Origin of the sequence: Stenotrophomonas maltophilia (genome assembly GCF_006970445.1) — a bacterium.
GTDB lineage: Bacteria > Pseudomonadota > Gammaproteobacteria > Xanthomonadales > Xanthomonadaceae > Stenotrophomonas > Stenotrophomonas maltophilia_AU.
Genome location: NZ_CP033877.1, coordinates 1,217,400 through 1,240,183, shown reverse-complemented (window position 1 = coordinate 1,240,183; position 22,784 = coordinate 1,217,400). Strand labels below are relative to the sequence as shown.

Below are 22,784 nucleotides of genomic sequence, written 5' to 3'. Positions count from 1 at the left end.
CATGGGCGCCAGCGATCCGAAACAGTACGAGGTGGCCGAGAGCTCGCCGTTGCGCGTGCTGTGGATCGTGCTGCCCCTGCTCGCCGCGTTCGTGGCCTGTCTCTATGCGCAGTTGTACAAGGCACCGGCGACCGCGCCCTGGATCGAAGTAACGCTGTCGCCGCCCTGGTTCCGGATGGGTGGCAGTGCCGCCTGGAGCCTGCTGGTGATCGCCGCGCTCGGCATCGGGCTGGGCGCGGCGTTCTTCCGTCGCCGGGTGGAGTTGGCCGACGACGTACTGGACGTGCGCTCGACGATGTACCGCCGTCGCGTGCCGGTGGCACAGCTGCGGCTGGACCAGGCCGAGGTGGTCGACCTGCAGCGTGACTCCCGCTATGGCATCCGCTTCAAGACCAACGGCTATGCGATGCCGGGTTTCTATTCCGGCCACTTCCGCCTGCAGGGCGGCGGCAAGGGGTTTGCGCTGGTCACCGACCGCACGCGCGTTCTCGCCTTGCCGGTCAGCGATGGCAGCACGCTGCTGCTCAGCCTGGACCGGCCGCAGGTGCTGCTGGACGCACTGCGCAAAGTGGCCGCGCCGGCGCCACGGCAGTAAGCTGCGGCGATGCAACGACGCCCGCCCCTGCTGATCAATACCGAGGCCATCGAGCTGTGGCCCGCCCACCTGCTGCGTGCACGCAGCAACCTGGATGCACGCCTGCTGTCGCAGGCGCGTTGGGTACTGCGACGCAAGCGCGATGGCCGCTATCTGGCGGCCGTACTGCCGCACGGCGTGCATTCGATGGTGCCGCGCCTGCCGCGCGAGCCCGGGGTCGAGGAAGCACTGGCGCTGCTGGATGCAGCGGCGTCGCGCCCGTTTGGCGCTGCGCTGGAAGAACAATGGCTTCCGCTGACCGGGCTGCAGCAGCGGCTACAGCAGCTTGGCCTGGATGTGCAGCGCTATGCCGATGACAGCGGCCTGCCCCTGGAACCCGAACCGTGCCTGCTGCACTTCGCTGGCCGCGACCGCTTCGCCCGCCCGCTATGGCTGCGCCGTGGTGCCGCACAGGGCTGGCGACGGATGCGCCTGCACGCCGCGCGGGATGGCATCGCACTGGATGCAATCTCCGGTTTCCGCAGCCATGCCTACCAGTTGGGCATCTTCGAACGGAAGCTTGCACGCGGGCTGAGCGTGACGGAGATCCTGAAGGTCAATGCCGCGCCGGGTTTCAGCGAACACCACAGCGGCCATGCACTGGACATCGGTACACCGGACGATGCCCCGGCCGAGGAATCGTTCGAAGCCACAGACGCCTTCGCGTGGCTGCAGACTCATGCCAGCACGCACGGCTTCCATCTGAGCTACCCACGCGACAACCCGCACGGGATCGTCTACGAACCGTGGCACTGGTGCTGGAGACCGGCCAACGGCTGAGCCCCTCGTGGCGGCTGCACGGCGAAATTCATGGAGCTGTCCGGGCGGATTCCGCGTGCGTCCGCCACGAAATGGGACAAGAAGGCAAAGGCAAAGCTCGAAGCCTCAACAACGGATCAGCGTGCAGCTGTTGGGTCCGCCTTCAAGCGAGCCGAGCACCGCAGGTCCGGCGAGGGCGAAGAGGTGCGGGTGTCTGAGCGCAGCGAGTTCCCGCACCGTCCCTCGACGGGCCGAGGAGCGCAGGGGACCGGTGCGCAGCACCGGCTCGCGGTCGGCGGCGCGTTTCTTTTGGTTACTTTTCTTTTCGCGCGAAAAGAAAAGTAACGCCCATGAACCATCACGATCGCATCGGTATGGATCGGAGCGACAGCCCTGCGACCCTCACCGCCTCAACGCATTGATCGCCAGCAGCACCCATCCGGCCATCATGCTGGTGCCACCGATCGGCGCCATCCGCGTCGGCCACTGCCACAGCGCCCCACCCACCAGGCTGCCGGAAAACAACAACACGCCCAGCAGCAGCACATACAGCGCCAGGTGTGCGATTGCACCCTGTGCACGCGGGCCAAGCGCCACCAGCACCGCGCCATGCGCGAACGCATACAGCGCCGCCATGTTCAGGTGCTGCTGCGCCAACGGATCGGCCACGCCATGCGATGCGTAGGCAGACAGGCCGATCGAGGCGGCGGCCAACAGCGCGCCCAGGCAGGCCAGAAGGGAAGGCTTACGCGCGCGACGTTCCAGATTGAACATGAGGGCTCCTTGCGCAGCGCCCCTTGCCGGGCGCCAGATGAAAAAAAACGCGCCGCAATAAGCGGCGCGTTTTCGTGTCCAACATTACATGGGTCAGCCGAGGCTTACTTGACGGCCCAGTAGATGTCGTAGGTCGCTTCCGGGGTGAACGACTTGTCGATGCCGTCCTTCCAGGTTTCGTACGGACGATCGATGACTTCGTTGCCCGAAGTCACGGCCCAGGCACGCAGGCCGTTGCGGGCCACGTCCAGACCCGCCATGTGGCCGGTGTAGGCCGCATGTGCCGAACGGTGCGGAGCAACGTGCACGTACTTGACCGGAGCGCCGCCGTCGATCTTGACGGTCAGCTCGTCGGCAGCAGCACCTTCAGCACCCTTCTTCTTCACCGGCTGGGCGATATCGAAGGCGTACTTCTCCTGACCGAAGTCGGTGGTGATGATGCGGAACGGACCGGCGGCTTCAAGGCCATTGGCCTCCATCACGCGCTTGATCCACTCCTGGTTGTCCTTGATGGACTTGGTGATGGTGTCCTGACCGCGATCGACGTTGCCGGCGTTGACGACCAGCAGGTTCTCGGCCGGCACTTCAACAATGGCCAGGTCGGTCAGCGGGGCTTCCGGCGTGCGGTAGTCGACGTTCGGAACGCTGGCGAGCATGTTGGCCATGCGCGACAGACCCATCTTGATGTCGTCGCCGATCTGGCGGCTGACATACAGGCCTGCGTAACGGCCGAACAGGTCGAAGCCGTACTTCACCGAGTAGTCCTGGGTGATCTTGACGTTGCGACCGCCCTTGCCGGTCGGCTCCAGGCTGAAGGTGGTGACCTTGTCGTGACCCTTGGTGGCGTCTTCGATGGCGATCACAACACGCTTGTTCTCTTCGGCTTCGGTGATCTTCCAGGAACCGGTGCCCAGGTCCTTGGAGGTGAAGTCGAGGGTGGCACCGGTACCGGAGGCCGGGCCGGACAGCTTCAGTTCAACGGCGGGATCGCGCAGTACCAGCGGGTTCCAGTCCTTGAAGCGGCGCAGGCTGCTGACCGTGTCGTACACGATCGTCATCTTGCGGTTGGTCTCGATGCTTTCGGTGATGTGACGCTCGCCCGGCAGACATACGCCAATAATGACGAACAGGCCAGCCACGATCCCCAAGGCGATCAGGAACTCGATAATACGGGTCATTCAGAGAGTCTCCGGGGCCGATCCCACGGCCGGGTTGATTGAAGCGAAGCGCCAATCCTAGCAGGCTTCGCGGGCATTGTTTATCGGGATTGGCGCACCGGTTTCCCTGCCGGCTGCGTATTTGTATGGACAAAGAATTCGAAGGGTAACGCATACCGCTACCCGGCAAGTAGGGGGCAACCTTGGCGGGAACCCCCAACCTCGATCCAAGTCTTTGTACTTGAACGATTTTCCTCAGACCAGCTGGAGTTCGAACGCCTTCAGTACGGCACGCGTACGGTCGCGCACGCCCAGCTTGGAGAGGATGTTGGACACGTGGTTCTTGATGGTGCCTTCGGCCACGCCCAGCGAGTTGGCGATCTCCTTGTTGGAGAAACCACTGGCCATCAGCCGCAGGATCTCGGTCTCGCGGTCGGTCAGCGGGTCCGGGCGGTCCAGGCTGACGAACTCGTTGCGCATGTGCTCCAGGCCGGACAACAGGCGCTGGGTCACCGCCGGCTGCACCAGCGAACCGCCGTCGGCCACGGTGCGGATGGCACCGACCAGCTGCGCCAGGGTGACATCCTTGAGCAGGTAGCCCTTGGCACCGGCCTTGAGCCCGGCCAGCACCAGCTGATCGTCGTCGAAGGTGGTGAGGATGATGGTCGGCGGCAGCTGTTCCTGCCGCGACAGCACCTGCAGTGCCTCCAGGCCGGACATCACCGGCATGCGCATGTCCATCAGCACTACGTCGGGGCGCACCTGCGGTATCAGCTCGACCGCCTGCCGGCCGTCGCCGGCCTCGGCCACCACCTCGATGCCGTCGTCGAGCGCAAGCAGGGAGCGGATTCCCTGCCGCACCAGGGTTTGGTCGTCGACCAGGCAGACGCGAATCATCAACGCACTCCTTCAGGAACCTTGGTAAGGGCCGCCACCAGCACCGTTGCCGGCACCGTCGCCCGCAGCCGGAAGCCTTCACCGGGACGGGTTTCGATCTGCAGCTGGCCACCACATTGTTGCAGGCGCTCGCGCATGCCGCGCAAGCCATTGCCTACATTGACCATATCCGCGCCGACGCCGTCGTCGCGGGCCTCCACCACCACCCGGTCAGGGGCTTCACGGTACACCTTGATCCACAGGTGGCGGGCGCCGGCGTGGCGCACCGCGTTGGTGATGATCTCCTGGGTACAGCGCAGCAGGACGTGGGCCCGCTGCGGGTCCTCCACGTTCAGCGGATCCTCGATCTCCAGCTGGATGTCCAGCGAGGGCACGTTCTCGGTCAGCGGGCGCAGCGCCGCGGCCAGATCGATGGCGCCGGTCTCGCGCAGCTGGCTGACCACCTCGCGCACATTGCCCAGCAGCAGCTTGGCCAGCGCGTGCGAGCGCTTCACGTGATCCAGCGCCTGGCCCTCGGCCAGGTGCCCGGCGACCTCCAGGTTCAGGGTCAGCGCGGTCAGCTGGTGGCCCAGCAGATCATGCAGCTCGCGCGAAATGCGGGTGCGCTCGTTGACCCGCGCGCTCTCGGCCAGCAGGGCGCGGGTAGCGCGCAGTTCCGAATTGAGCCGGCGCTGCTCGTCGCGCGCCTCGGTCTGCTGCCGCGCGACCAGGCTGGTCACGAAGATGAACATGGAGAAGCCGCCGTACAGCAGCGACTGCATCACCGCTTCAAACAGCGGGAAGCGCAGCAGCATGTAATAGACCGGAGCAACCGCCAGCTGGCTGACCAGCAGCCATAGCACCCCCAGCCGTACCGACAGCATCCACGGAATGACCCCGGCGGCCACCATCATCAGGATGCTGCCCAGGCCCGAACCGCTGAGGAAGCTGACCCCCAGCGCCGAGGCCGTCAGCAACAGCAGCAGGCCGCGGTCCAGCCAGCTGGTGTGGCTGTCGCTGCGCAGGATGCGGGTCAACCAGTAGTAGGACGTACCGAAGGACAGGTAGGCGACGAACAGCAGGATCGCCCAGCCGCCCATGTCGCTGCGGCTGTGCAGGTTCTCGAACTGCGAATACGCCAGGGGCAGGCCGACCATGACCCAGGTGAACAGGCCGGCCAGGCGGAGGACGCGGGTATGGCTGAGGACTCCCAACATGCCAGCACTCTACGGGGCCGGCCTGCGTCGCGCACTCCCACGGAAGTCATGCCTCCGCGGTCGCCTGTTCATGCCGCAGCCCACCCCGGGCATGCAATAATCGTGCGCAGGGTCCCTTGATGGACCAACCGCGTTACCCCACGGAGTCACAATGTCGATTGTCATCCGCGACGTGCGCGAGCACGAGCTCGATTCCGTCCTGGCTTTGAACAACAACGCTGGCCTGGCCATCCTTCCCCTGGATGCGGCCCGCCTGCGCCTGTTCTATGAAACCGCTGAGTATTTCCGCGTCGCCGAGCGCGACGGCAACCTGGCCGGCTTCCTGATCGGCTTCGGCAGCGACAGCCAGCACGACAGCAGCAATTTCGCCTGGTTCAAGCAGCAGCTGGACACCCCGTTCTTCTACATCGACCGCATCGTGGTCGCCAGCCGCCGTCGTGGCGGTGGCGTCGGCCGTGCGTTCTATGCCGACGCGCAGAGCTTCGCCGAGCTGCGCTACCCGCAGATGACCTGCGAAGTCTTCCTCGACCATGGCGCCGATGCCGCCCTGCTCTTCCACGGCAGCTTCGGCTTCCGCGAGCTGGGCCAGAACACCATGCCGCAGGTCGATGTGCGCGCCAGCATGCTGGCCAAGGAACTGTGCAGCTACCCGTGGGTCCAGGAGACCTACGGCGACAAGCTGCCGGATGTGGCATGGACACGCGCCAGGCAGCTGCCGGCGCAGGCACAGCGGCCGACGGGGACCTGAGCGTGGCGGTGAATTTCGATTACGAACAGGCGGGTGAACTGAAGATCGGCCAGGTGGGCATCGCCAACCTGCGCATCCGTACCCTTGATGTCGAACGCCTCGTGCAGGAAATGCGCGAGCGCGTGACCCGTGCACCGAAGCTGTTCGGCCGCGCCGCGGTGATCCTCGACTTCGGCGGCCTGAGCCAGGTGCCGGACGCGTCCACCGCGCAGGCGCTGGTCGACGGCCTGCGCAGCGCGGGCGTGCTGCCGGTGGCCCTGGCCTACGGCACCAGCGCGGTCGATCTGCTCTCGCAGCAGCTCGGCCTGCCGCTGTTGGCCAAGTTCCGCGCGCAGTACGAGCGTGCCGAGGCCGAGCCGGCCCCGCCGCCGCCCGCACCGGAACCGCGCCGGGCAGCCCGTGCCGAACCGAAGCCGGCCCCGGCGACGCCGGTGGCCAAGGTGGCCGACGCTGCTGCACCGCAGCCGGGCCGCATGCAGCTGGGCAACGTGCGTTCGGGCCAGCAGCTGTACGCGGAGAACTGCGACCTGACCGTGATGGCCACCGTCGGCGCCGGCGCCGAGGTCATCGCCGATGGCAGCATCCATATCTACGGCACCCTGCGCGGCCGCGCGCTGGCAGGGGCCCAGGGCAACACCGCGGCACGCATTTTCTGCCGTGATTTCCATGCGGAACTGGTCGCCATTGCAGGCCATTACAAGGTACTGGACGATGTCCCGGACAACCTGCGCGGCAAGGCCGTCCAGGTGTGGCTGGAACAGGACCAGATCAAGATCGCTGCGCTGGACTGACGCAGCACCCAAACAGAATCATCAGGAGAAGTCCTTTGGCTGAAATCATCGTAGTCACCTCCGGCAAGGGCGGCGTCGGCAAGACCACTTCCAGCGCGAGCCTGGCCTGCGGCCTGGCGCGGCGCGGCAAGAAGGTGGCGGTGATCGACTTCGACGTCGGCCTGCGCAACCTCGACCTGATCATGGGCTGCGAACGCCGCGTGGTGTATGACTTCGTCAACGTCGTGCACGGCGAAGCCACCCTCAAGCAGGCCCTGATCAAGGACAAGCGCTTCGACAACCTGTACGTGCTGGCTGCCTCGCAGACCCGCGACAAGGATGCACTGACCCAGGAAGGCGTGGGCAAGGTCCTGAAGGACCTGGCTGCCGACGGCTTCGACTACATCATCTGCGACTCCCCGGCCGGCATCGAGAAGGGCGCCTTCCTGGCGATGTACTTCGCCGACCGTGCAGTGGTGGTGGTGAACCCGGAAGTGTCTTCAGTGCGCGACTCGGACCGCATCATCGGCCTGCTCGACTCGAAGACCCACAAGGCCGAGTCCGGCCAGGACGTGCCGGCCTTCCTGCTGCTGACCCGCTACACCCCGGTGCGCGTGGAAAGCGGCGAGATGCTGAGCATCGCCGACGTCGAGGAAGTCCTCGGCCTGAAGGCGATCGGCGTGATTCCGGAATCCGGCGACGTACTCAACGCCTCCAACAAGGGCGAGCCGGTCATCCTGGATGTCGAATCCGCTGCCGGCCAGGCCTATGAAGACGCCGTCGCGCGCATCCTCGGCGAAGAACGCCCGATGCGCTTCACCAGCGTCGAGAAGAAGGGCTTCTTCAGCAAGCTGTTCGGAGGGTAAGCATGGGCCTGTTTGATTTCCTCAAAGCGAAGAAGACCACCGCCGAAACCGCCAAGAACCGCCTGCAGATCATCATTGCGCAGGAACGCAGCCACCGCGGTGGCCCGGACTACCTGCCGCTGCTGCAGCGCGAGCTGCTGGAAGTGATCAAGAAGTACGTGAACATCGACGTCGATGCGGTGAAGGTCGACCTGGTGAAGGATGGCCAGCACGACGTGCTGGACATCTCCGTGGCGCTGCCGGAAGGCCCGGACAAACCCTGATCCCCTGCCCCGCCCGTGCCTGCATGGGCGGGGCTGCCCGACCCGCATGACCGATACGACAACCGCCGTGGACATCACCTGCGTGGGCGACATCGCCTTCGCCGATGCGCAGCGCCTGCTCGCCGCGCATGGCCTTCGGCTGCACCACGTGGCGGCCGGAGAACCGATTCCCGGCAGCTACTGGGGCGAGCCCGAGGCGGGCATCATCGCCAGCAACGTGTACGTGCGCGATGACACGCCGGTGCATTCGATGCTGCATGAGGCCTGCCACCTGATCGTACTGCCGCCGGAGCGGCGGGCGCAGGTGCACACCGATGCCACCGACTCGGTGGCCGAGGAAGACGCGACCTGCTACCTGCAGATCGTGCTGGCCGGGCAGCTGCCTGGCGTAGGCAGCCAGCGGCTGATGGCCGATATGGATGCCTGGGGGTATACGTATCGGCTGGGATCTACGAAAGCGTGGTTTGAAGAGGACGCCGAAGACGCGAAAGCGTGGCTGGTCGAACGCGGGTTGCCGGTGGCGTGATTCACCGGGAACCGGGGTCAGATCCCTTTTGCGTCGCAAAAGGGATCTGACCCCGTCACCCCATCGCCGCATCAGCCCTGCCCGGCCAGCGCGCGCAGGGTGATGCCGACGATGTAGGCCAGGTACGTGCCGGTGGCATAGCCCATCGTGCCCAGCAGCACGCCCACCGGCGCCAGGGCCGGATGAAACGCAGCCGCCACTACCGGCGCCGAGGCCGGGCCACCGATGTTCGACTGCGAACCGATGGCGAAATAGAAGAACGGCACCTTCAGCAGCTTGCCCAGGCACCACAGCAGCACGATGTGCACGGCGATCCAGATGATGCCGAGCAGGAACAGCCACGGGCGGTCCAGCAGCGCCAGCAGATCCATCTGCATGCCGATGCAGGCGATCAGGAAGTACAGCAGCAGCGAGCCCAGCCGCGACGCGCCTGCGCCTTCCAGATTGCGTGCACGGGTGAAGCTCATGCTCAGGCCCAGCGTGGTCGACAGCACCACCACCCACACGAACGGCGCGTCCAGGCTGAACTGCGACGCCCAGCTGACGTTGGCCTTGAACCATGCCGCCAGCGGCGCACCGATCGCATGCGACAGGCCGACGCCACCGAAAGCCACCGCCACGATCAGCATCAGGTCGGTCAGGCTGGGAATGCGTTCGTGCTCGGCCTGGAAGCGCGCGATGCGCTCCTTCAGTTCATCGATGGCCGAGGTGTCAGCGCCACTGCGTGCGTCGATCTTCGCCGCACGTCCGGCCAGGAAGATCAGCGCGGCCATCCACACGTAACCGACGCCGACATCGACCACCGCGAACTGGCCGAAGGTGGTCGCATTGACGTCGAACACTTCGCGCATCGCCAGCATGTTGGCACCGCCGCCGATCCAGCTGCCGGCCAGCGCGGCCATGCCGGCCCAGGTATCACCAGCCACGGTGTCGGGATGGATCGCGCGCATCACCAGGAACGCCACCACCGCGCCAAGCATGATGCTGGCCGAGGCGCCCAGGTACATCAGCACCAGCTTCGGGCCGAGCCGCAGGATGCCCTTGATGTCCACTGCCAGGGTCAGCAGGATCAGCGCCGCCGGCAACAGGATGTCGCGCGCGATCGGGTTGTAGAGCTTGGTGTTCTGGCCGTCGATCAGGCCGACGGTGTTGTAGATGCCGGGAATCAGGTAGCACAGCAACAGTGCCGGCACGAAGGTATAGAAGCGCTTCCACAGCCCCTGCTCGCGCGAGGCGGTCCAGAACACGGCGCCAAGGGTGGCGGCGATCAAACCGAAGACGACGATGTCGTTCTGGATCAGGGCGGTCGAGGGCATGCAGGCGCTCTGGGTAGAACCGGCCGCTGGCCGGCTGCTGTAGGCGGCAGATCAGGAAGGCGTGCCGACCAACGGTCGGCACCCACCGGTTGGAAAAGAAGCGCCGCCCCGGAGGGCGGCGCTGGACCGGCTTATTCGCCGATGTGCTGCTTCAGCCAGGCATTGACGGTGTCATGCCACAGGATGCTGTTGTTCGGCTTCAGCACCCAGTGGTTTTCATCCGGGAAGTACAGGAACTTCGATTCGATACCCTGACGCTGGGCGGCGGTGAACGCAGCCAGGCCCTGCTCGACCGGAATGCGGAAGTCCTGCTGGCCATGGATGACCAGGATCGGCTTCTTCCAGTCCGCCACGTGGTTGACCGGGTTGAACTTCTCGTAGTTCGCGGCCTTCTGGTACGGCGTACCGCCCTGCTCCCACTCGGTGAACCACAGTTCTTCGGTGGCGTAGCCCATCATGCGCTGGTCGAACACGCCATCGTGGTTGACCAGGCACTTGAACGGGCTGTTCCAGTTGCCGGCGATCCAGTTGACCATGAAGCCGCCATAGCTGGCGCCCAGCGCGCAGGCCTTGTCACCGTTGAGGAAGGTGTACTTCTTCAGCGCCGCGTCCCAACCCTTCTGCAGGTCTTCCAGCGGGCGGTCACCCCAGTGCTGGCTGATCGCATCGGTGAAGGCCTGGCCGTAGCCGGTGGAGCCGTGGAAGTCGATCATCACCACCGCGTAGCCCTGGCCCGCATAGGTCTGCGGGTTCCAGCGGTAGCTCCAGCCATTGCCGAAGCTGCCCTGCGGGCCGCCGTGGATCAGGAACGCGACCGGGTACGACTTGCCTTCCTGGTAGTTGTGCGGCTTGACCACATAGCCATGCACGGTGTCGTTGTTCCAACCCTTGAACTCGAACTGCTCGTAGTCGCCGAAGCTGACATCCTTGAGCACCTCACCAGCGGCAGGGGTCAGCGCGCGCAGTTCGCCGATGGCTTCGCCCGCAGCCGGCAGCAGGCCGACCAGCACCTGGTCGTTGCTCTTCAGGCTGTTGCGGGTGATCGCCACGCTGTTGCCGGCCACGTCGACCGCGGTCACGCTGCCGTCGCCGATCAGCTTGGTGGCCTTGCCGCTGGCCACGTCGATCTGGAACAGCGGGTGTTCGCCGAGGTCATCGGCAGTGGTGTAGATGCTGGCGCCGTCGGCGGACAGGCTGATGCCACCAGCCGAACGGTCCCACTGCGGAGCAATTTCGCGGGTCTTGCCGCTGGCAACGTCCATCGCCATCAGGCCGAAGCGGTCGGCCTCGAAGCCCGGGCGCTTCATCGCACGGTAGAACAGCGTCTTGCCGTCGGCACTGAACACCGGGCCGGCATCCCAGGCCGGGTTGGAGGCGGTCAGGTTGACCGGCGCCTGCTTGCCCGCAGCGTCGAAGCGGTACAGGTCGAAGTTGGTCGACCACGGCTCCTGCTTGCCGGCCACGCGGATGCTGGCCACCACGCTGGTGCCATCCGGCGACCACGCGAAGTCATCATTGCCGCCGAACGGCTTGGACGGGGCATCACCATCGATGGTCGCGCTCAGCGCCGACGCGCCCTTGACCGCACCGGCCTTGGCCGTCGGCAGCGGAGCGACGAACAGGGTGTTGCGGCGGCCGTCGTTCCAGGTGTCCCAGTGGCGCACAAACAGCGAATCGAAGACCTTGCCACTGGCCTTGGCACCGGCCACGTCCTTGAGCTTCTTCTCGGTGCAGGCCAGGTCCGAGGCGCAGGCCTGGAATACGCCGGCGCTGAACAGCACGCGGTCGTCCTGCGGCGATACGTGGTAGCTGTCCACGTCGACCGGGAAGTCAGTCAGCTGGCGCGGGGTGCCGCCGTTGATCGGCTGCGCGTACAGCTGCTGGCTGCCGTTCTTGGCGCTGAGGAAGTACACGGTCTGGCCATCGGCCGACAGCGAAGCGGAATTGACGCTCCAGCCGGCCGGGGTGATCTGCTTCGGCGGCGCTGCGTCGCGGGTGCGCAGGTTGCGTGCGTACAGCGCGGTGGAGGCCTTCAGGTTGGCATCCACGCTGCGCTTGGCGAACACCACGGTGCCGCCGTCAGCGGTCAGTATCGGCGCGGAGACGCGGTCCATGGCCACCATGTCGCGGACTTCCAGGCCACGGGCAGCGGCGACGCTGGGCAGGGCGGCCAGCAGGCTCAGTGGCAGCAGGGCATGACGCAGTTTCATCGAGGTCTCCGCAGGACGGCAAAAAACCGATGGTAGGCCCGCATGACCGGGGCTGCCAAGGCCATCGGTCATGGCTGGGGACGGGTCGATGCCTTCGCCAGAAAAGGCAAACCGCGCCGTAGCGCGGTTTGCGGTAGTGCCGGCCGCTGGCCGGCAATCTGTCTGGTTGCCGGCCAGCGGCCGGCGCTACCGGGTCAGCGCCCTTCCCTGTGGGAAGGGATCCGACCCCGTGGGTGTTACGCCACGGCGCGCTTGCCTGTGCGGTAGATCAGCCAGCCAACCAGGAACAGCACGGCCAGGCCGATCCACTGTGCGCCCGGCAGGTGGAACGGCACGGCCAGCACGTCTGCGCGGCTGCTGACCACGATCGGAATCGCGATGGCGATGCCCATCAGTGCCTCACCGGTGATCAGGCCGGCAGCAAACAGCACGCCCGGCTTGTGCACGCGGTCGCGGCCTTCTTCGTCATCGGCACGCACCTTGTGGAAGCGCTCGACCAGGTAGGCGATCAGGCCACCGAGGAAGATCGGCACCATCAGCTCCAACGGCAGGTAGATACCGATGGCGGCGGCCAGCACCGGCACGCGGAAGCGGGCGTTGCGCGACTTCAGCCAGCTGTCGAAGGCGATGATGGCGGCACCGACCACGGCACCGATGCCGATGAAGGTCCACGGCAGTTCACCGCCGAATAGGCCCTTGGCCACCGAGGCCATCAGGTTGGCCTGCGGCGCGGCCAGTGCGTTCGGGTGCAGCTCGGACTTCACGCCGATACCGTAGGCGGTGGCCAGCAGGTTCAGCACCGGGGCCATGATCAGCGCGCACGAGAACGCACCGATGCCCAGCATCAGCTGCTGCTTCCACGGGGTGGCACCGACGATGTAACCGGCCTTGAGGTCCTGCAGGTTGTCACCGCCGACCGCTGCGGCGCAGCACACCACCGCACCGATCATGATCGCGGCCACCGCACCCAGCGGCGCACCGCCGGCACCGACCGGCTTGAGGCCGTCGGCACCCAGCAGCACGACCAGCACGGCCGAGGCGAACAGGATGGTGGAGATGGTGATGCCCGAGACCGGGTTGTTGGACGAACCGATCAGGCCGGCCAGGTAAGCCGAAACCGAAACGAACAGGAAGCCGGCGACGATCATGATGATGGTCATCGGGATCGACACGTGCCACTGGCCCACGATGGCCTGGTACAGGGCCAGCAGCGGCAGCACGAACACCACCAGGGCGACCAGCATCCACTTCATCGGCAGGTCGCGCTCGGTGTGCGCCAGCACCGGGCCGCCGCTCTTGCGGGCGGCGGCAAAGCCACTCTTGACGCCGTTGAGCAGCGACTTGCGCAGCGAGATCAGGGTCCAGATGCCACCGATCAGCATTGCGCCGACGCCCAGATAGCGCATCTTCGCGCCCCAGATGGCGAACGCGGCTTCGGTGGAGGAAGCTGCGGCAACCGACGCGGCCAATGCCGGATCGGTGTTCATGAAGAACGCCTGGTAGATCGGAATGGCGATGTGCCAGGTCAGGATCGAGCCGGACACCACCACGATGCCGACGTTGAGGCCGACGATGTAGCCCACGCCCAGCAGCGCCGGCGACAGGTTGGTGCCGATGAAGGCGGTGACCTTGGAGCTGCCGACGTAGGCCGAGGTGGCCCAGGCATCGGGAATCAGGCGCATGCCGCTTTCCGCGGCCAGCTTGACGAAGGCGCCGATCACCGCCGACAGGCCGAGGATCTTCAGGCCCGGGCCAGGATTCTCACCGGCCTTGAGCACTTCGGCCGCAGCCTTGCCTTCCGGGAACGGAAGCGGGTCTTCGACGATCATCGAACGGCGCAGCGGCACCGAGAACAGCACGCCCAGCAGGCCGCCGAGACCGGCGATGCCCAGCACCCACCAGTACTTGAAGTCCGGCCAGTAGCCCATGATCACCAGCGCCGGGATGGTGAAGATCACACCGGCGGCGATCGACGAACCGGCCGAGGCGCCGGTCTGCACGATGTTGTTCTCGAGGATGGAGCCACCGCCCAGTAGGCGCAGCACGCCCATGGAAATCACCGCGGCGGGAATGGCGGTGGCGATGGTCAGGCCTGCGAACAGACCGAGGTAGGCGTTTGCGGCCGACAGCACCACCGCCAGCACGATGGCCAGGGCCACTGCGCGGAAGGTGAGCTGCTTGGGCGCAGCGTCGTGGTTCATGGAAGCCCCTGCTGGCAAAAAATCCCTTGCACGCTAGCGTTCAGGGGGCGGCAAGTCCAGTGCGGTTGGTCACCGCCGGCCCCGGTCCACCCTGCCGCCCGGCCAGTGCGGCAAGGCCAACCAACCGATCCCGCAAAGCCACGCAGCACTTGCCGCAAAAAGGGGGACGGAGGGGATTAAGTCGTATTTGTCATAAGCGCCGTGATCCGGCCCCTCCCCTTCTATAATCGCGCCCTTTCCGCTGTCCCCGCCGTCGATGACCGTTGCCGCTACCGCTTCCGACGACTTCCTGGGCCACCCCAAGGGCGTCTATGTCTGCTTCTTCACCGAAATGTGGGAGCGCTTCTCCTTCTACGGCATGAAGGCGCTGCTGCTGCTGTACCTGACCAAGTACCACCTGTTCGGCGACAAGGCCGGCCTGGACCTGCTCGGTGCCTACGGTGGCCTGGTGTACTGCATCCCGGTGTTCGGCGGCATGCTGGCCGACCGCTGGCTGGGCATGCGCCGGGCGGTGCTGTTCGGCGGCATCCTGCTGGTGCTCGGCCACCTCGGCATGGCCTTCGAGGGCCACGCGGCGTACCGGGTGAACGGCGAAGTGGTGCGCGACACCTCGGCGCTGGCGGTGACCTACCTGTCGCTGGCGTTGATCATCATGGGCGTCGGCTTCCTCAAGCCGAACATCTCCACCATCGTCGGCAAGCTGTACGCCAAGGATGACCCGCGACGTGATTCTGGCTTCTCGCTGTTCTACGCCGGCATCAACCTCGGTGCCCTGTTCTCTTCGCTGGTGTGCGGCTTCCTCGGCGAGGCCTACGGCTGGAAGTACGGTTTCGGTGCAGCCGGCATCGGCATGCTGGCCGGCCTGGCGATGTTCCTGTGGGGCCAGAAGTACCTGCAGGGCCACGCCGAACCGCCGCAACCGGCGGCGCTGAAGCAGAAGGTGCTGGGCCTGCCGCGCGAATGGCTCATCTATCTGTGCGCGGTGCTCGGTGTACTGCCGGTGGCGTGGCTGATGTGGGCCGCCGGCAACGGCGCGTTCGCGCTGGGCGGTGAAATCAGCCTGGCGCTGATGCTGATGCTGGTGGTGCTGGGCGGCGTGCTGGTCTGGTTCGCCTGGTTCACCGGCAGCAAGTGCACGCCAGTACAACGCCAGCAGATGATCGCGCTGATGGTGCTGATCTTCATGGCGCTGGTGTTCTTCACCATGTACGAGCAGTCCTACGGCTCGTGGGTGACCTTCACCGACCGCCTGCTGACCAAGGACATCGTGCCCTCACTGGTGATCACCGGCGGTACCCCGCTGCCGTGGTCGATCATCTCGCTGCTGCTGGCACCGCTGGGCTTCGTGGTCAGCGCGCGCCTGTCCGAACGGCGCCCGGGTTCGGCTGCACCGCGCACGTTCTTCGCCGCCATCGTCGTGCTGATGCTGGTACTGCTGGTGCGCGACTGCCTAGTGATTCCGCAGACCGCCGGCTCGCTGACCTACCTCGGCGGCCTGTTCCTGGTACTGCTCGCTCCGGCTTTTGCCGCGCTGTGGACGTGGATGGACCGCCGTGGCTGGGAACCGGGCAAGCCGGTGAAGTCGGCCTGGGGCCTGGTGATCGGCGCGCTGTCGTTCGTGCCGCTGGCGCTGGCTGCTCAGCAGGTCGGCGCCACCGGTGAGATGGCCAGCGTGTGGTGGCTGGTGCTGGCCTACTTCCTGCTGGCCAGCGGCGAGATGTGCCTGTCGCCGGTCGGCCTGTCGGCAGTGACCCAGCTGGCCGTGCCGCGGGTGATGAGCCTGATGATGGGCACCTGGTTCCTGGCCACCGCGTTTTCGGAAACGCTGGCCGCGCTGTTCGGCAAGCTGGCCGCGATCGAGGTGCCGGAAGGCGAATCGCTGGACATGGTGGCTGCCGCCGGCGCCTACGCGCACCTGTTCTGGCTGCTGATGTGGATCGGCCTGGGCTGTGCGCTGGCCGCCTTCATCGCAGCGCCGCTGCTGAAGCGGATGATGCACGGGGTGAAGTAGACCCCGCGCATGCGGAAAACCAGGGCGGCGGAACGATCATCCGCCGCCCTGTCAGCTCAGGGCGCCTTGTCCTTGCCGGCCGCCGGTGCGGTCGTCGCGGTCTTGCCGCCGAGGCTGCGCGCCAGGAACGCCAGCAGCTTGTCGTAGTACTCGCTGCGATGGGCCTCGGTGTAGAAACCGTGGCCTTCGGTCTTGTAGTACAGGCTTTCCACCGGCGTGCCGGCGCGCTTGAGCGCCGCTTCCATGCGTTCGGTGTGCTGGATCGGCGCACGCTTGTCTTCGCCACCGGCCGCGAGGAACACCGGCACCTTGATCCGTTCGGCCAGGTTCACCGGCGACACCGCGCCCAGCCTGGCCGGATCCCCCAGCCATTCGCGCAGGTAGGTCACGCCTGAACCGCGGTCCTGGATGTCGCCCCGGGTATACATCATCGGCAGGTCGTAGACCCCGACATAGCCGGCCGCGCACTGGTACAACCCGGGTTCGCGGGCGGCCCCCATCATCGCCGAGTAGGCCCCGTAGCTGGCGCCATAGATGCAGATGCGGCGGGCGTCGGCGATGCCCTCGCTGATCGCCCAGCGGGTGGCATCAGTGACGTCGTCCTGCATCGCCGCGCCCCACTGCTGCGCGCCGGCCTGGGTGTGGGCCCGGCCGTAGTTGCCCGACCCGCGGAAGTTGACCTGCAGCACGGCATAGCCGGCGGCGGCCAGCATCTGCGTTTCGCGGTCGTACTGGCCGGAATCGAAGATGTCGAACGGGCCGCCATGCGGCAACACCACCATCGGCAGGTTGCGCCCGTTGCTGCCCGCCGGCAGGGTCAGGAAGCCATGCAATGGCAGGCCGTCGCGCGCCTTCAGTGCAATCGGCTTCACGCTGGCACTGCGCTCCACGTCGATCCAGTCACTGCGACTGATCAGGTGGTCGGCCTTGCGCGCCACCGTGTCGTACACGTAGAAGTCGCCGGGATTGGTGCCCGACCAGGTTTCCACCAGCACGACGCGGCCATCGCGGGTGCTGGAGGTGATGTAGACCGCGCCGCCGAAGGCCGCCTCCAGGCTGCGATACAGCCGCGCATCGGCCGAGCCTTCATCGAAGAAGCGCGTGCGCGGTTTGTCCCCCAGGTACAGCGCGCCTACCGGCACATGGGTGCCGGGCCGGTGGATGATGCGGTACGGATTGACCACCTCGTCGCGCAGCAGGGTCGCGCGTTCGCCGGTCTGCGGGTTCCAGCTGACGATCGCATCCGGGCCCTGGGTCTGCTCGACGTTGAGATAGGCCAGGCTGTCATCGGCCGAGAAGCCGAGGGCGGTTTCGATGCGCTTGCTGACCGCCTCATCGTTGATCAGCTTCCAGCTGTCGCCGCTGCGTTCGCGGAAATACAGCTTGTTGATGTTGTCGCTGCCCGAGCCGTGCACGAAGCGGACCTCGCCGGCGCCGTCGGTGGTGAACTCACCACGCCGTACCGGCGAAGACGCCACCCGCGAGCGACGGCCCGTGGTCACATCCATGCGATCGACGCGGGTGAACGGATCCTCGGCGAGCGGCCACACGGTGACCAGCACGTTGCGCTCGTCGCCCGGCAGGTCGTCGGCCAGGAAGGCGGCTACTGCTTCGACCTTCTTCGGCTGGATGCGGGTTCCCGGGCCGTTGCTCTCCACGCGGTAGCCGACCAGCAGTTCGCCGCGATTGCCGTTGGCATCGATGGCATAGAGTTCGCCGGTGGGATTGGGCTGGTCGAGCGAGCCCCACTTCTGGGCCAGGCCGATCAGCAGGCGCTCGTTGCTGACCCAGTCGAATTCCTGCGCGTGGTTGCGGCTGGGTGGCCGGAAACTGCCGACCATCTGCTTGTCCTTCAACCGCAGCACGGCGATCGCGGTGGCGTCCTCCATCGGCACCGTCGCCGCCACGTACTCGCCCCCCGGCGAAATCTTGATGTCGGTGAAGGTCTCGCGACGCAGGTACTGCGTCAGGTCCACCGCCCCTACGCTGCCTGCGGCAACGCCCCCGATGACAGCCAGTGCGGCCGCCAGAATCGTCTTGTGCATCCTTCCCCTGCTCCTGTGGACACCTTGTCCTGGTGGCCGATTCTAGGCAGGGCCATGCGTTTCCCGCCAGAGCCGGAAAAGACGACGGCACCGTTGCCGGTGCCGTCGTTGCCACTACCTTGGAGAGAGAGTCAGGACGTGGGTTCGGGGGGCGTGCGCCGGGTCAATGGACCCCGCGCACCGCCAACATGAGGGCCAGGATGCTGAGGATCACGGCGATGGTGCCATCGAGCACGCGCCAGGTGCTGGGCTTGGTGAACAGCGGCGCCAGCAGGCGGGCACCGAGGCCCTGCGCGGTCAGCCACAGGCAGCTGGCGGTGACCACACCGGCGGCGAAAGCCATGCGGGCGTTGCCGAAGTTCTCGGCGATGGAGCCGATCACCATCATGTCCAGCCAGAAGTGCGGATTGATCAGCGAGAAGCCGACCGCAGCCATCAGCACCGCACGGCGGCTGCCGTCATCGCTGTCGGCCTCGCCCATGCCACCGCCGCCGGCGATCGCACGGCGTGCCGACTTCATCGCATACCAGGCCAGGAACGCGACACCGGTCCACAGCACGGCGGTGGTCAGCCACGGCAGCGCCGAGGTGAGCGTGCGCAGGCCAGCCACGCTGGCGAAGATGAAGATGGCATCGATGGCCGCGCAGGTGGCGACCACCGGCACGATGTGCTTGCGCAGGATGCCCTGGCGCAGAATGAAGGCGCTCTGGGCCCCGACCACGGCGAACAGGCCGATGCCGGTGGCTGCACCAGAGAACCAGGCACCGAGGCCGGTGCTGGCGGAGATGACCGAGAACATGGGATTCACTGCCTTGTATTGCTGGGGGGACGGTGCCTCGCGAAGGCGGACAGCACCGGAACGAGCGCCATTGTCGCGCCGCAACATGAAAAAGACGAGCTAAACTTCCTAAACCAACATTAGCGGAACTTAATTCGATGCGTATCGACCATGCCCAGCTGCGCGCCCTGGCCGCGGTGATCCGCGAAGGCAGCTTCGACCGCGCCGCGCAGTCGCTGAATGTCACGCCCTCGGCCATCTCGCAGCGGGTCAAGGCACTGGAGGACCGGGTCGGGCGCCTGCTGGTCAAGCGCGGTACCCCGGCCACCGCCACCGCCGAAGGCCAGGTGCTGGTGCAGCTGGCCGAACAGACCGCCCTGCTCGAACACGATGCGCTGCACCGGATGGGTCTGGCCGACGAAGACCTGCCCCAGGCCAGCATCCCGGTGGCGGTAAACCACGACAGCCTGGAAACCTGGTTCCCGCAGGCGGCCTCGCAGTTCGCACAGAGCACCGGCACCACCCTGGACCTGCGCGTGGAGGATCAGGACCACACCGTGGAGCTGCTGCGCCAAGGCACGGTACTCGGCGCAGTGACCACGCTGGACGAGCCGGTGCAGGGCTGCCAGATCCATGCGCTGGGCAGCATCCGCTACGCCGCCACCTGTACCCCCGAGTTCCGCGAGCGCCACTTCGCCAAGGGCGTGACCGCGCAGGCGCTGGCACAGGCGCCGGTACTGGTGTTCAACCGCAAGGACGAAATGCAGTCGCGCTTCGCCCGGCGCATGGCCGGCGACGACCTGCCCAGCACCGCGCCGACCTGGTGGATTCCCTCCACCCGCGCCTTCGTGCAGGCCAACCTCGGTGGCATGGGCTGGACCATGAACCCGCTGCCGCTGGTCAAGCGGCACCTGGACGCCGGCCGGCTGGTCTACGTGCGCCAGCGCGCATGGGAAGACGTGCCGCTGTACTGGCAGCACTGGAAGGGCGACGTGCAGACCATGGCGCTGCTGACCCGCGCGGTGCTGGATGCTTCCTCGGCATTGATCCGGCGCAAGCGCTGACGCACAGCGCAAAAAGGGGACGGAGGGGATTAAGTCGTTTAAGGCCAGTACGACATCCAAGGCAAATACGACTTAATCCCCTCTGTCCCCTTTTTTGGGGCTCCATCGGATCTCCATCGAGCCTACACACCGGGTCCATGCGCGATGCGGATACTGGCGGGCCGATCACTACAAGGATGTCCGGCATGCCCGTGTTCGTACGCGACGCCCGCCCCGAAGATGCCGCCGCCTGCATCGACCTGCGCGGGCGCACCCGCGAGAACGCCTTCAGTGCCGAGCAGCTGGCGCGGCTGGGCATCACCGTGGACAGCTGGGCGGCCGGCATTGCCCAGGGCGATTCGATTGGCCGCGTCGCCTGGGATGGGGAGCGCATGGCCGGCTATTGCTTCGCCGACCGCGACAGCGGCGAGGTGCTGGTGCTGGCGCTGCTGCCGGAGTACGAGGGCCGCGGCATCGGCCGCCAGCTGCTGCAGGAAGTGGTCAGCCTGACCCGCGATGCCGGCCACCGGCGGCTGTTCCTGGCCTGCTCGGCCGACCCGCGTTCGCGCTCGCATGGCTTCTACCGCCGCCTGGGCTGGCGCCCGACCGGCGGGGTCGACGAGGCCGGTGACGAGATCCTTGAGCTGGTCTGATTGAAGGCGTCGCCAAGCCTAGCCTGCGCTACTGGTGACGGTGCCGCGAAACGTCGGATGCTGCGTTGCATCAAAAAAGGACCGGAACCGGTTAGAATCGCGCCAGGATGTTGCAAGGCGTTGTTTCTTCACGCCCTTTCCCTGCCCCATGCGCATCCTGAACTCCTCCCCTCCGCCAACGATCCCGCCCCCATGAAGAAATTTGGCAAGGCCCTGCTCGCCCTGCTCGTGCTGCTGTTGCTGGCCGCCGCGCTGTTCCTGTACTGGCCGCTGACCCAGCGTTCCGTGCCCGCCGCCAGCAACGACAAGCCCGTCGATGTTGTGCTGGTTGGCGCCGGCATCATGAGCATCACCCTGGCCACCTACCTGCAGGAACTGCAGCCGGACTGGAACATCCAGGTCTACGAACGCCTCGACGGCGTCGCCGGTGAAAGCTCCGACGGCTGGAACAATGCCGGTACCGGCCACTCGGCCTTCGCCGAACTGAACTACACCCCGGAGCTGCCCGACGGCAGCATCGAGACCAAGCGCGCGGTCGGCATTGCCGAATCGTTCGAGGTCTCGCGCCAGTTCTGGTCGCACCAGGTGAAGGAAGGCCGGCTGAGCCAGCCCAGCGACTTCATCAACCCGACCCCGCACATGAGCTTCGTCTGGGGCGATGACAACATCGCCTACCTGCACAAGCGCCAGCAGGCTCTGGTCAAGAACCCGTTGTTCTACGGCATGCAGTACTCCGAGGATCCGGCACAGATCAAGCAGTGGGCACCGCTGCTGATGGAAGGCCGTGACCCGAAGCAGAAGGTCGCCGCGACCTGGATGCCGCTGGGCACCGACGTCAACTTCGGTGTGATCACCCGCCAGCTGACCACCGGCCTGCAGCGCAGCCCGAACTTCAGCCTGCACCTCAACCATGAGGTGAGCGCGCTGCGGCAGAACGCCGACAAGAGCTGGAACGTGACGGTGAAGGACCTCAAGGCCGGCACCGAGTCCACCACCCACGCCCGCTTCGTGTTCATCGGTGCCGGTGGCGCCGCGCTGAAGCTGCTGCAGATGTCCGGCATTCCGGAATCGAAGGACTACGCCGGCTTCCCGGTCGGTGGCCAGTTCCTCGCCTTCCAGGGCCAGGACGTGACCTCGCGCCACGGCGTGAAGGCCTACGGCATGGCCGAGACCGGTTCGCCGCCGATGTCGGTGCCGCACCTGGATGCGCGCAAGCTGGACGGCAAGCCGGTGGTCCTGTTCGGGCCGTTCGCGCTGTACAGCACCAAGTTCCTCAAGCACGGCTCGTGGTGGGACCTGTATTCGTCGGTGAACCACAACAACGTCGGCCCGATGCTGGAAGTGGGCAAGGACAACCTGGACCTGGTGCAGTACCTGATGGGCCAGGCACGCCTGAACGATGCCGACCGCCAGGCCGAGCTGGTCAAGTACTTCCCCAATGCCAAGCCGGGTGACTGGAAGCTGGTCACCGCCGGCCAGCGCGTGCAGATCATCAAGCGTGATCCGCTGAAGGGCCCGGTGCTGCAGTTCGGTACCGAGATCGTGACCGACAAGGATCACACCATCGCCGCCCTGCTCGGCGCCTCGCCGGGTGCGTCGACCTCGCCGCCGATCATGCTGGACCTGATGGCCAAGGCCTTCCCGGACCAGATGAAGGCCGGCTGGGAAACCCGCCTGCGCGAGATCGTGCCGTCGTACGGGCGCAAGCTCAACGACAGCGCCGCGCTGGTCAACGAGATCCGCACGCTGACCAGCCAGACCCTGCAGTTGCCGTACCTGGATGTGCCGGTGGACGCGAATGCAGCATCGCCCGCTCCGGTAGCGGTGCCGGCAGCGGTTCCGGCGCCGGCCAAGGAAAAGCGCAACGCCAACGAGGAACTGCAGGCGCTGTAAGCCTGCGCGTTCCTTTCGATGCAGACGAACGGCCACCTTCCGGT

21 protein-coding genes are annotated in these 22,784 nt (G+C 66.3%); 12 read left to right on the top strand and 9 right to left on the bottom strand.

Translation table 11 applies throughout. From position 1 onward, the window contains the following. The first annotated feature begins 1 nt into the window (after position 1). From EGM71_RS05700 to EGM71_RS05690, 3 genes are read left to right on the top strand one after another with little or no spacing between them, the layout of a single operon-like run. A complete protein-coding gene (locus tag EGM71_RS05700; RefSeq protein WP_188488357.1) occupies positions 2-595 on the top strand; it encodes a PH domain-containing protein in 594 nt (197 codons plus the stop codon). 9 nt (positions 596-604) lie between these two features. Beyond that, complete coding sequence (locus tag EGM71_RS05695; RefSeq protein ID WP_188488355.1) at positions 605-1,414, top strand: M15 family metallopeptidase; 810 nt, start codon at positions 605-607, stop codon at positions 1,412-1,414. 30 nt (positions 1,415-1,444) lie between these two features. Continuing rightward, the gene (locus tag EGM71_RS05690) at positions 1,445-1,738 is read left to right on the top strand and encodes a hypothetical protein (protein WP_188488353.1); all 294 of its coding nucleotides are present in this window, start codon (positions 1,445-1,447) and stop codon (positions 1,736-1,738) included. 57 nt (positions 1,739-1,795) lie between these two features. Here the strand turns inward: EGM71_RS05690 and EGM71_RS05685 are convergent, their stop codons facing one another. From EGM71_RS05685 to EGM71_RS05670, 4 genes are all read right to left on the bottom strand, one after another. Then, positions 1,796-2,167 (bottom strand): DUF423 domain-containing protein, encoded by a 372-nt coding sequence (locus EGM71_RS05685; RefSeq protein WP_019659313.1) that lies wholly within the window; start codon positions 2,165-2,167, stop codon positions 1,796-1,798. 104 nt (positions 2,168-2,271) lie between these two features. Continuing rightward, positions 2,272-3,345, bottom strand: a complete 1,074-nt coding sequence (locus EGM71_RS05680; RefSeq protein ID WP_014036359.1) for an SRPBCC family protein — start codon at positions 3,343-3,345, stop codon at positions 2,272-2,274. Positions 3,346-3,579: 234 nt separating this feature from the next. Continuing rightward, positions 3,580-4,221, bottom strand: coding sequence for a response regulator (locus EGM71_RS05675; protein WP_006424175.1), 642 nt, complete (start codon positions 4,219-4,221; stop codon positions 3,580-3,582). Continuing rightward, entirely contained in the window at positions 4,221-5,417 is a 1,197-nt protein-coding gene (locus EGM71_RS05670; RefSeq protein ID WP_188488351.1) for a sensor histidine kinase, read from the bottom strand. The genes EGM71_RS05675 and EGM71_RS05670 overlap by 1 nt, the downstream gene beginning before the upstream one ends. Before the next feature lie 151 nt (positions 5,418-5,568). Between EGM71_RS05670 and EGM71_RS05665 the strand changes: the two genes are divergently transcribed. Genes EGM71_RS05665 through EGM71_RS05645 form a run of 5 tightly spaced genes read left to right on the top strand, consistent with a single transcriptional unit; the run spans position 5,569 to position 8,590 of the window. Then, entirely contained in the window at positions 5,569-6,165 is a 597-nt protein-coding gene (locus EGM71_RS05665) for a GNAT family N-acetyltransferase (RefSeq protein WP_014036357.1), read from the top strand. Continuing rightward, a complete protein-coding gene (gene minC, locus EGM71_RS05660; RefSeq protein WP_188488349.1) occupies positions 6,111-6,956 on the top strand; it encodes a septum site-determining protein MinC in 846 nt (281 codons plus the stop codon). Before EGM71_RS05665 ends, minC begins: the two co-directional genes overlap by 55 nt. Before the next feature lie 35 nt (positions 6,957-6,991). Continuing rightward, positions 6,992-7,801 (top strand): septum site-determining protein MinD, encoded by an 810-nt coding sequence (gene minD / locus EGM71_RS05655; RefSeq protein WP_188488347.1) that lies wholly within the window; start codon positions 6,992-6,994, stop codon positions 7,799-7,801. 2 nt (positions 7,802-7,803) lie between these two features. Next, the gene (minE, locus tag EGM71_RS05650) at positions 7,804-8,064 is read left to right on the top strand and encodes a cell division topological specificity factor MinE (protein WP_005408532.1); all 261 of its coding nucleotides are present in this window, start codon (positions 7,804-7,806) and stop codon (positions 8,062-8,064) included. Positions 8,065-8,110: 46 nt separating this feature from the next. Beyond that, the gene (locus EGM71_RS05645; protein ID WP_188488346.1) at positions 8,111-8,590 is read left to right on the top strand and encodes a hypothetical protein; all 480 of its coding nucleotides are present in this window, start codon (positions 8,111-8,113) and stop codon (positions 8,588-8,590) included. A 71-nt stretch (positions 8,591-8,661) separates the two neighbouring features. Here the strand turns inward: EGM71_RS05645 and EGM71_RS05640 are convergent, their stop codons facing one another. The 3 genes from EGM71_RS05640 to EGM71_RS05630 form a co-directional block, all read right to left on the bottom strand. Further along, a complete protein-coding gene (locus EGM71_RS05640) occupies positions 8,662-9,906 on the bottom strand; it encodes a DUF819 domain-containing protein (RefSeq protein ID WP_188488344.1) in 1,245 nt (414 codons plus the stop codon). A 131-nt stretch (positions 9,907-10,037) separates the two neighbouring features. Next, entirely contained in the window at positions 10,038-12,116 is a 2,079-nt protein-coding gene (locus tag EGM71_RS05635) for an alpha/beta hydrolase family protein (RefSeq protein ID WP_188488342.1), read from the bottom strand. 236 nt (positions 12,117-12,352) lie between these two features. Then, on the bottom strand, positions 12,353-14,317 hold the full coding sequence (locus tag EGM71_RS05630; RefSeq protein ID WP_100439294.1) for an OPT family oligopeptide transporter: 1,965 nt from the start codon (positions 14,315-14,317) through the stop codon (positions 12,353-12,355). A gap of 256 nt (positions 14,318-14,573) precedes the next feature. On the opposite strand from EGM71_RS05630, the gene EGM71_RS05625 reads away from it, so the two are divergent. Then, positions 14,574-16,328 carry a peptide MFS transporter gene (locus EGM71_RS05625; protein WP_188488340.1) on the top strand — a complete coding sequence of 585 codons (1,755 nt, stop codon included), beginning with the start codon at positions 14,574-14,576 and terminating at the stop codon, positions 16,326-16,328. A 56-nt stretch (positions 16,329-16,384) separates the two neighbouring features. On the opposite strand, the gene EGM71_RS05620 is transcribed toward EGM71_RS05625, so the two are convergent. Next, positions 16,385-18,373 carry an alpha/beta hydrolase family protein gene (locus tag EGM71_RS05620; protein ID WP_188488338.1) on the bottom strand — a complete coding sequence of 663 codons (1,989 nt, stop codon included), beginning with the start codon at positions 18,371-18,373 and terminating at the stop codon, positions 16,385-16,387. A 163-nt stretch (positions 18,374-18,536) separates the two neighbouring features. Continuing rightward, positions 18,537-19,172: a LysE/ArgO family amino acid transporter gene (locus tag EGM71_RS05615; protein WP_005415673.1), complete on the bottom strand. Its 636-nt coding sequence runs from the start codon at positions 19,170-19,172 to the stop codon at positions 18,537-18,539. Positions 19,173-19,309: 137 nt separating this feature from the next. Here EGM71_RS05615 and EGM71_RS05610 point away from each other — a divergent pair, with 137 nt between their 5' ends. The 3 genes from EGM71_RS05610 (at position 19,310) to mqo (ending at position 22,740) form a co-directional block, all read left to right on the top strand. Beyond that, a complete protein-coding gene (locus EGM71_RS05610) occupies positions 19,310-20,215 on the top strand; it encodes a LysR family transcriptional regulator ArgP (RefSeq protein ID WP_006424060.1) in 906 nt (301 codons plus the stop codon). A 185-nt stretch (positions 20,216-20,400) separates the two neighbouring features. Continuing rightward, on the top strand, positions 20,401-20,847 hold the full coding sequence (locus EGM71_RS05605) for a GNAT family N-acetyltransferase (RefSeq protein WP_188488336.1): 447 nt from the start codon (positions 20,401-20,403) through the stop codon (positions 20,845-20,847). Between the two features lie 192 nt (positions 20,848-21,039). Beyond that, the gene (gene mqo / locus EGM71_RS05600; RefSeq protein WP_188488334.1) at positions 21,040-22,740 is read left to right on the top strand and encodes a malate dehydrogenase (quinone); all 1,701 of its coding nucleotides are present in this window, start codon (positions 21,040-21,042) and stop codon (positions 22,738-22,740) included. Positions 22,741-22,784 lie beyond the last annotated feature (44 nt).

Bases quoted from the DNA above. Each gene is read 5' to 3' on its own strand.
- EGM71_RS05610 (WP_006424060.1), top strand. From the start codon at position 19,310: ATGCGTATCGACCATGCCCAGCTGCGCGCCCTGGCCGCGGTGATCCGC.
- EGM71_RS05670 (WP_188488351.1), bottom strand. From the start codon at position 5,417: ATGTTGGGAGTCCTCAGCCATACCCGCGTCCTCCGCCTGGCCGGCCTG.
- EGM71_RS05615 (WP_005415673.1), bottom strand. From the start codon at position 19,172: ATGTTCTCGGTCATCTCCGCCAGCACCGGCCTCGGTGCCTGGTTCTCT.
- EGM71_RS05625 (WP_188488340.1), top strand. From the start codon at position 14,574: ATGACCGTTGCCGCTACCGCTTCCGACGACTTCCTGGGCCACCCCAAG.
- EGM71_RS05700 (WP_188488357.1), top strand. From the start codon at position 2: ATGGGCGCCAGCGATCCGAAACAGTACGAGGTGGCCGAGAGCTCGCCG.
- EGM71_RS05685 (WP_019659313.1), bottom strand. From the start codon at position 2,167: ATGTTCAATCTGGAACGTCGCGCGCGTAAGCCTTCCCTTCTGGCCTGC.
- mqo (WP_188488334.1), top strand. From the start codon at position 21,040: ATGAAGAAATTTGGCAAGGCCCTGCTCGCCCTGCTCGTGCTGCTGTTG.
- EGM71_RS05640 (WP_188488344.1), bottom strand. From the start codon at position 9,906: ATGCCCTCGACCGCCCTGATCCAGAACGACATCGTCGTCTTCGGTTTG.
- minE (WP_005408532.1), top strand. From the start codon at position 7,804: ATGGGCCTGTTTGATTTCCTCAAAGCGAAGAAGACCACCGCCGAAACC.
- EGM71_RS05665 (WP_014036357.1), top strand. From the start codon at position 5,569: ATGTCGATTGTCATCCGCGACGTGCGCGAGCACGAGCTCGATTCCGTC.
- EGM71_RS05620 (WP_188488338.1), bottom strand. From the start codon at position 18,373: ATGCACAAGACGATTCTGGCGGCCGCACTGGCTGTCATCGGGGGCGTT.
- EGM71_RS05695 (WP_188488355.1), top strand. From the start codon at position 605: ATGCAACGACGCCCGCCCCTGCTGATCAATACCGAGGCCATCGAGCTG.
- EGM71_RS05605 (WP_188488336.1), top strand. From the start codon at position 20,401: ATGCCCGTGTTCGTACGCGACGCCCGCCCCGAAGATGCCGCCGCCTGC.
- EGM71_RS05675 (WP_006424175.1), bottom strand. From the start codon at position 4,221: ATGATTCGCGTCTGCCTGGTCGACGACCAAACCCTGGTGCGGCAGGGA.
- EGM71_RS05680 (WP_014036359.1), bottom strand. From the start codon at position 3,345: ATGACCCGTATTATCGAGTTCCTGATCGCCTTGGGGATCGTGGCTGGC.
- EGM71_RS05690 (WP_188488353.1), top strand. From the start codon at position 1,445: ATGGAGCTGTCCGGGCGGATTCCGCGTGCGTCCGCCACGAAATGGGAC.
- minC (WP_188488349.1), top strand. From the start codon at position 6,111: ATGGACACGCGCCAGGCAGCTGCCGGCGCAGGCACAGCGGCCGACGGG.
- EGM71_RS05635 (WP_188488342.1), bottom strand. From the start codon at position 12,116: ATGAAACTGCGTCATGCCCTGCTGCCACTGAGCCTGCTGGCCGCCCTG.
- EGM71_RS05630 (WP_100439294.1), bottom strand. From the start codon at position 14,317: ATGAACCACGACGCTGCGCCCAAGCAGCTCACCTTCCGCGCAGTGGCC.
- EGM71_RS05645 (WP_188488346.1), top strand. From the start codon at position 8,111: ATGACCGATACGACAACCGCCGTGGACATCACCTGCGTGGGCGACATC.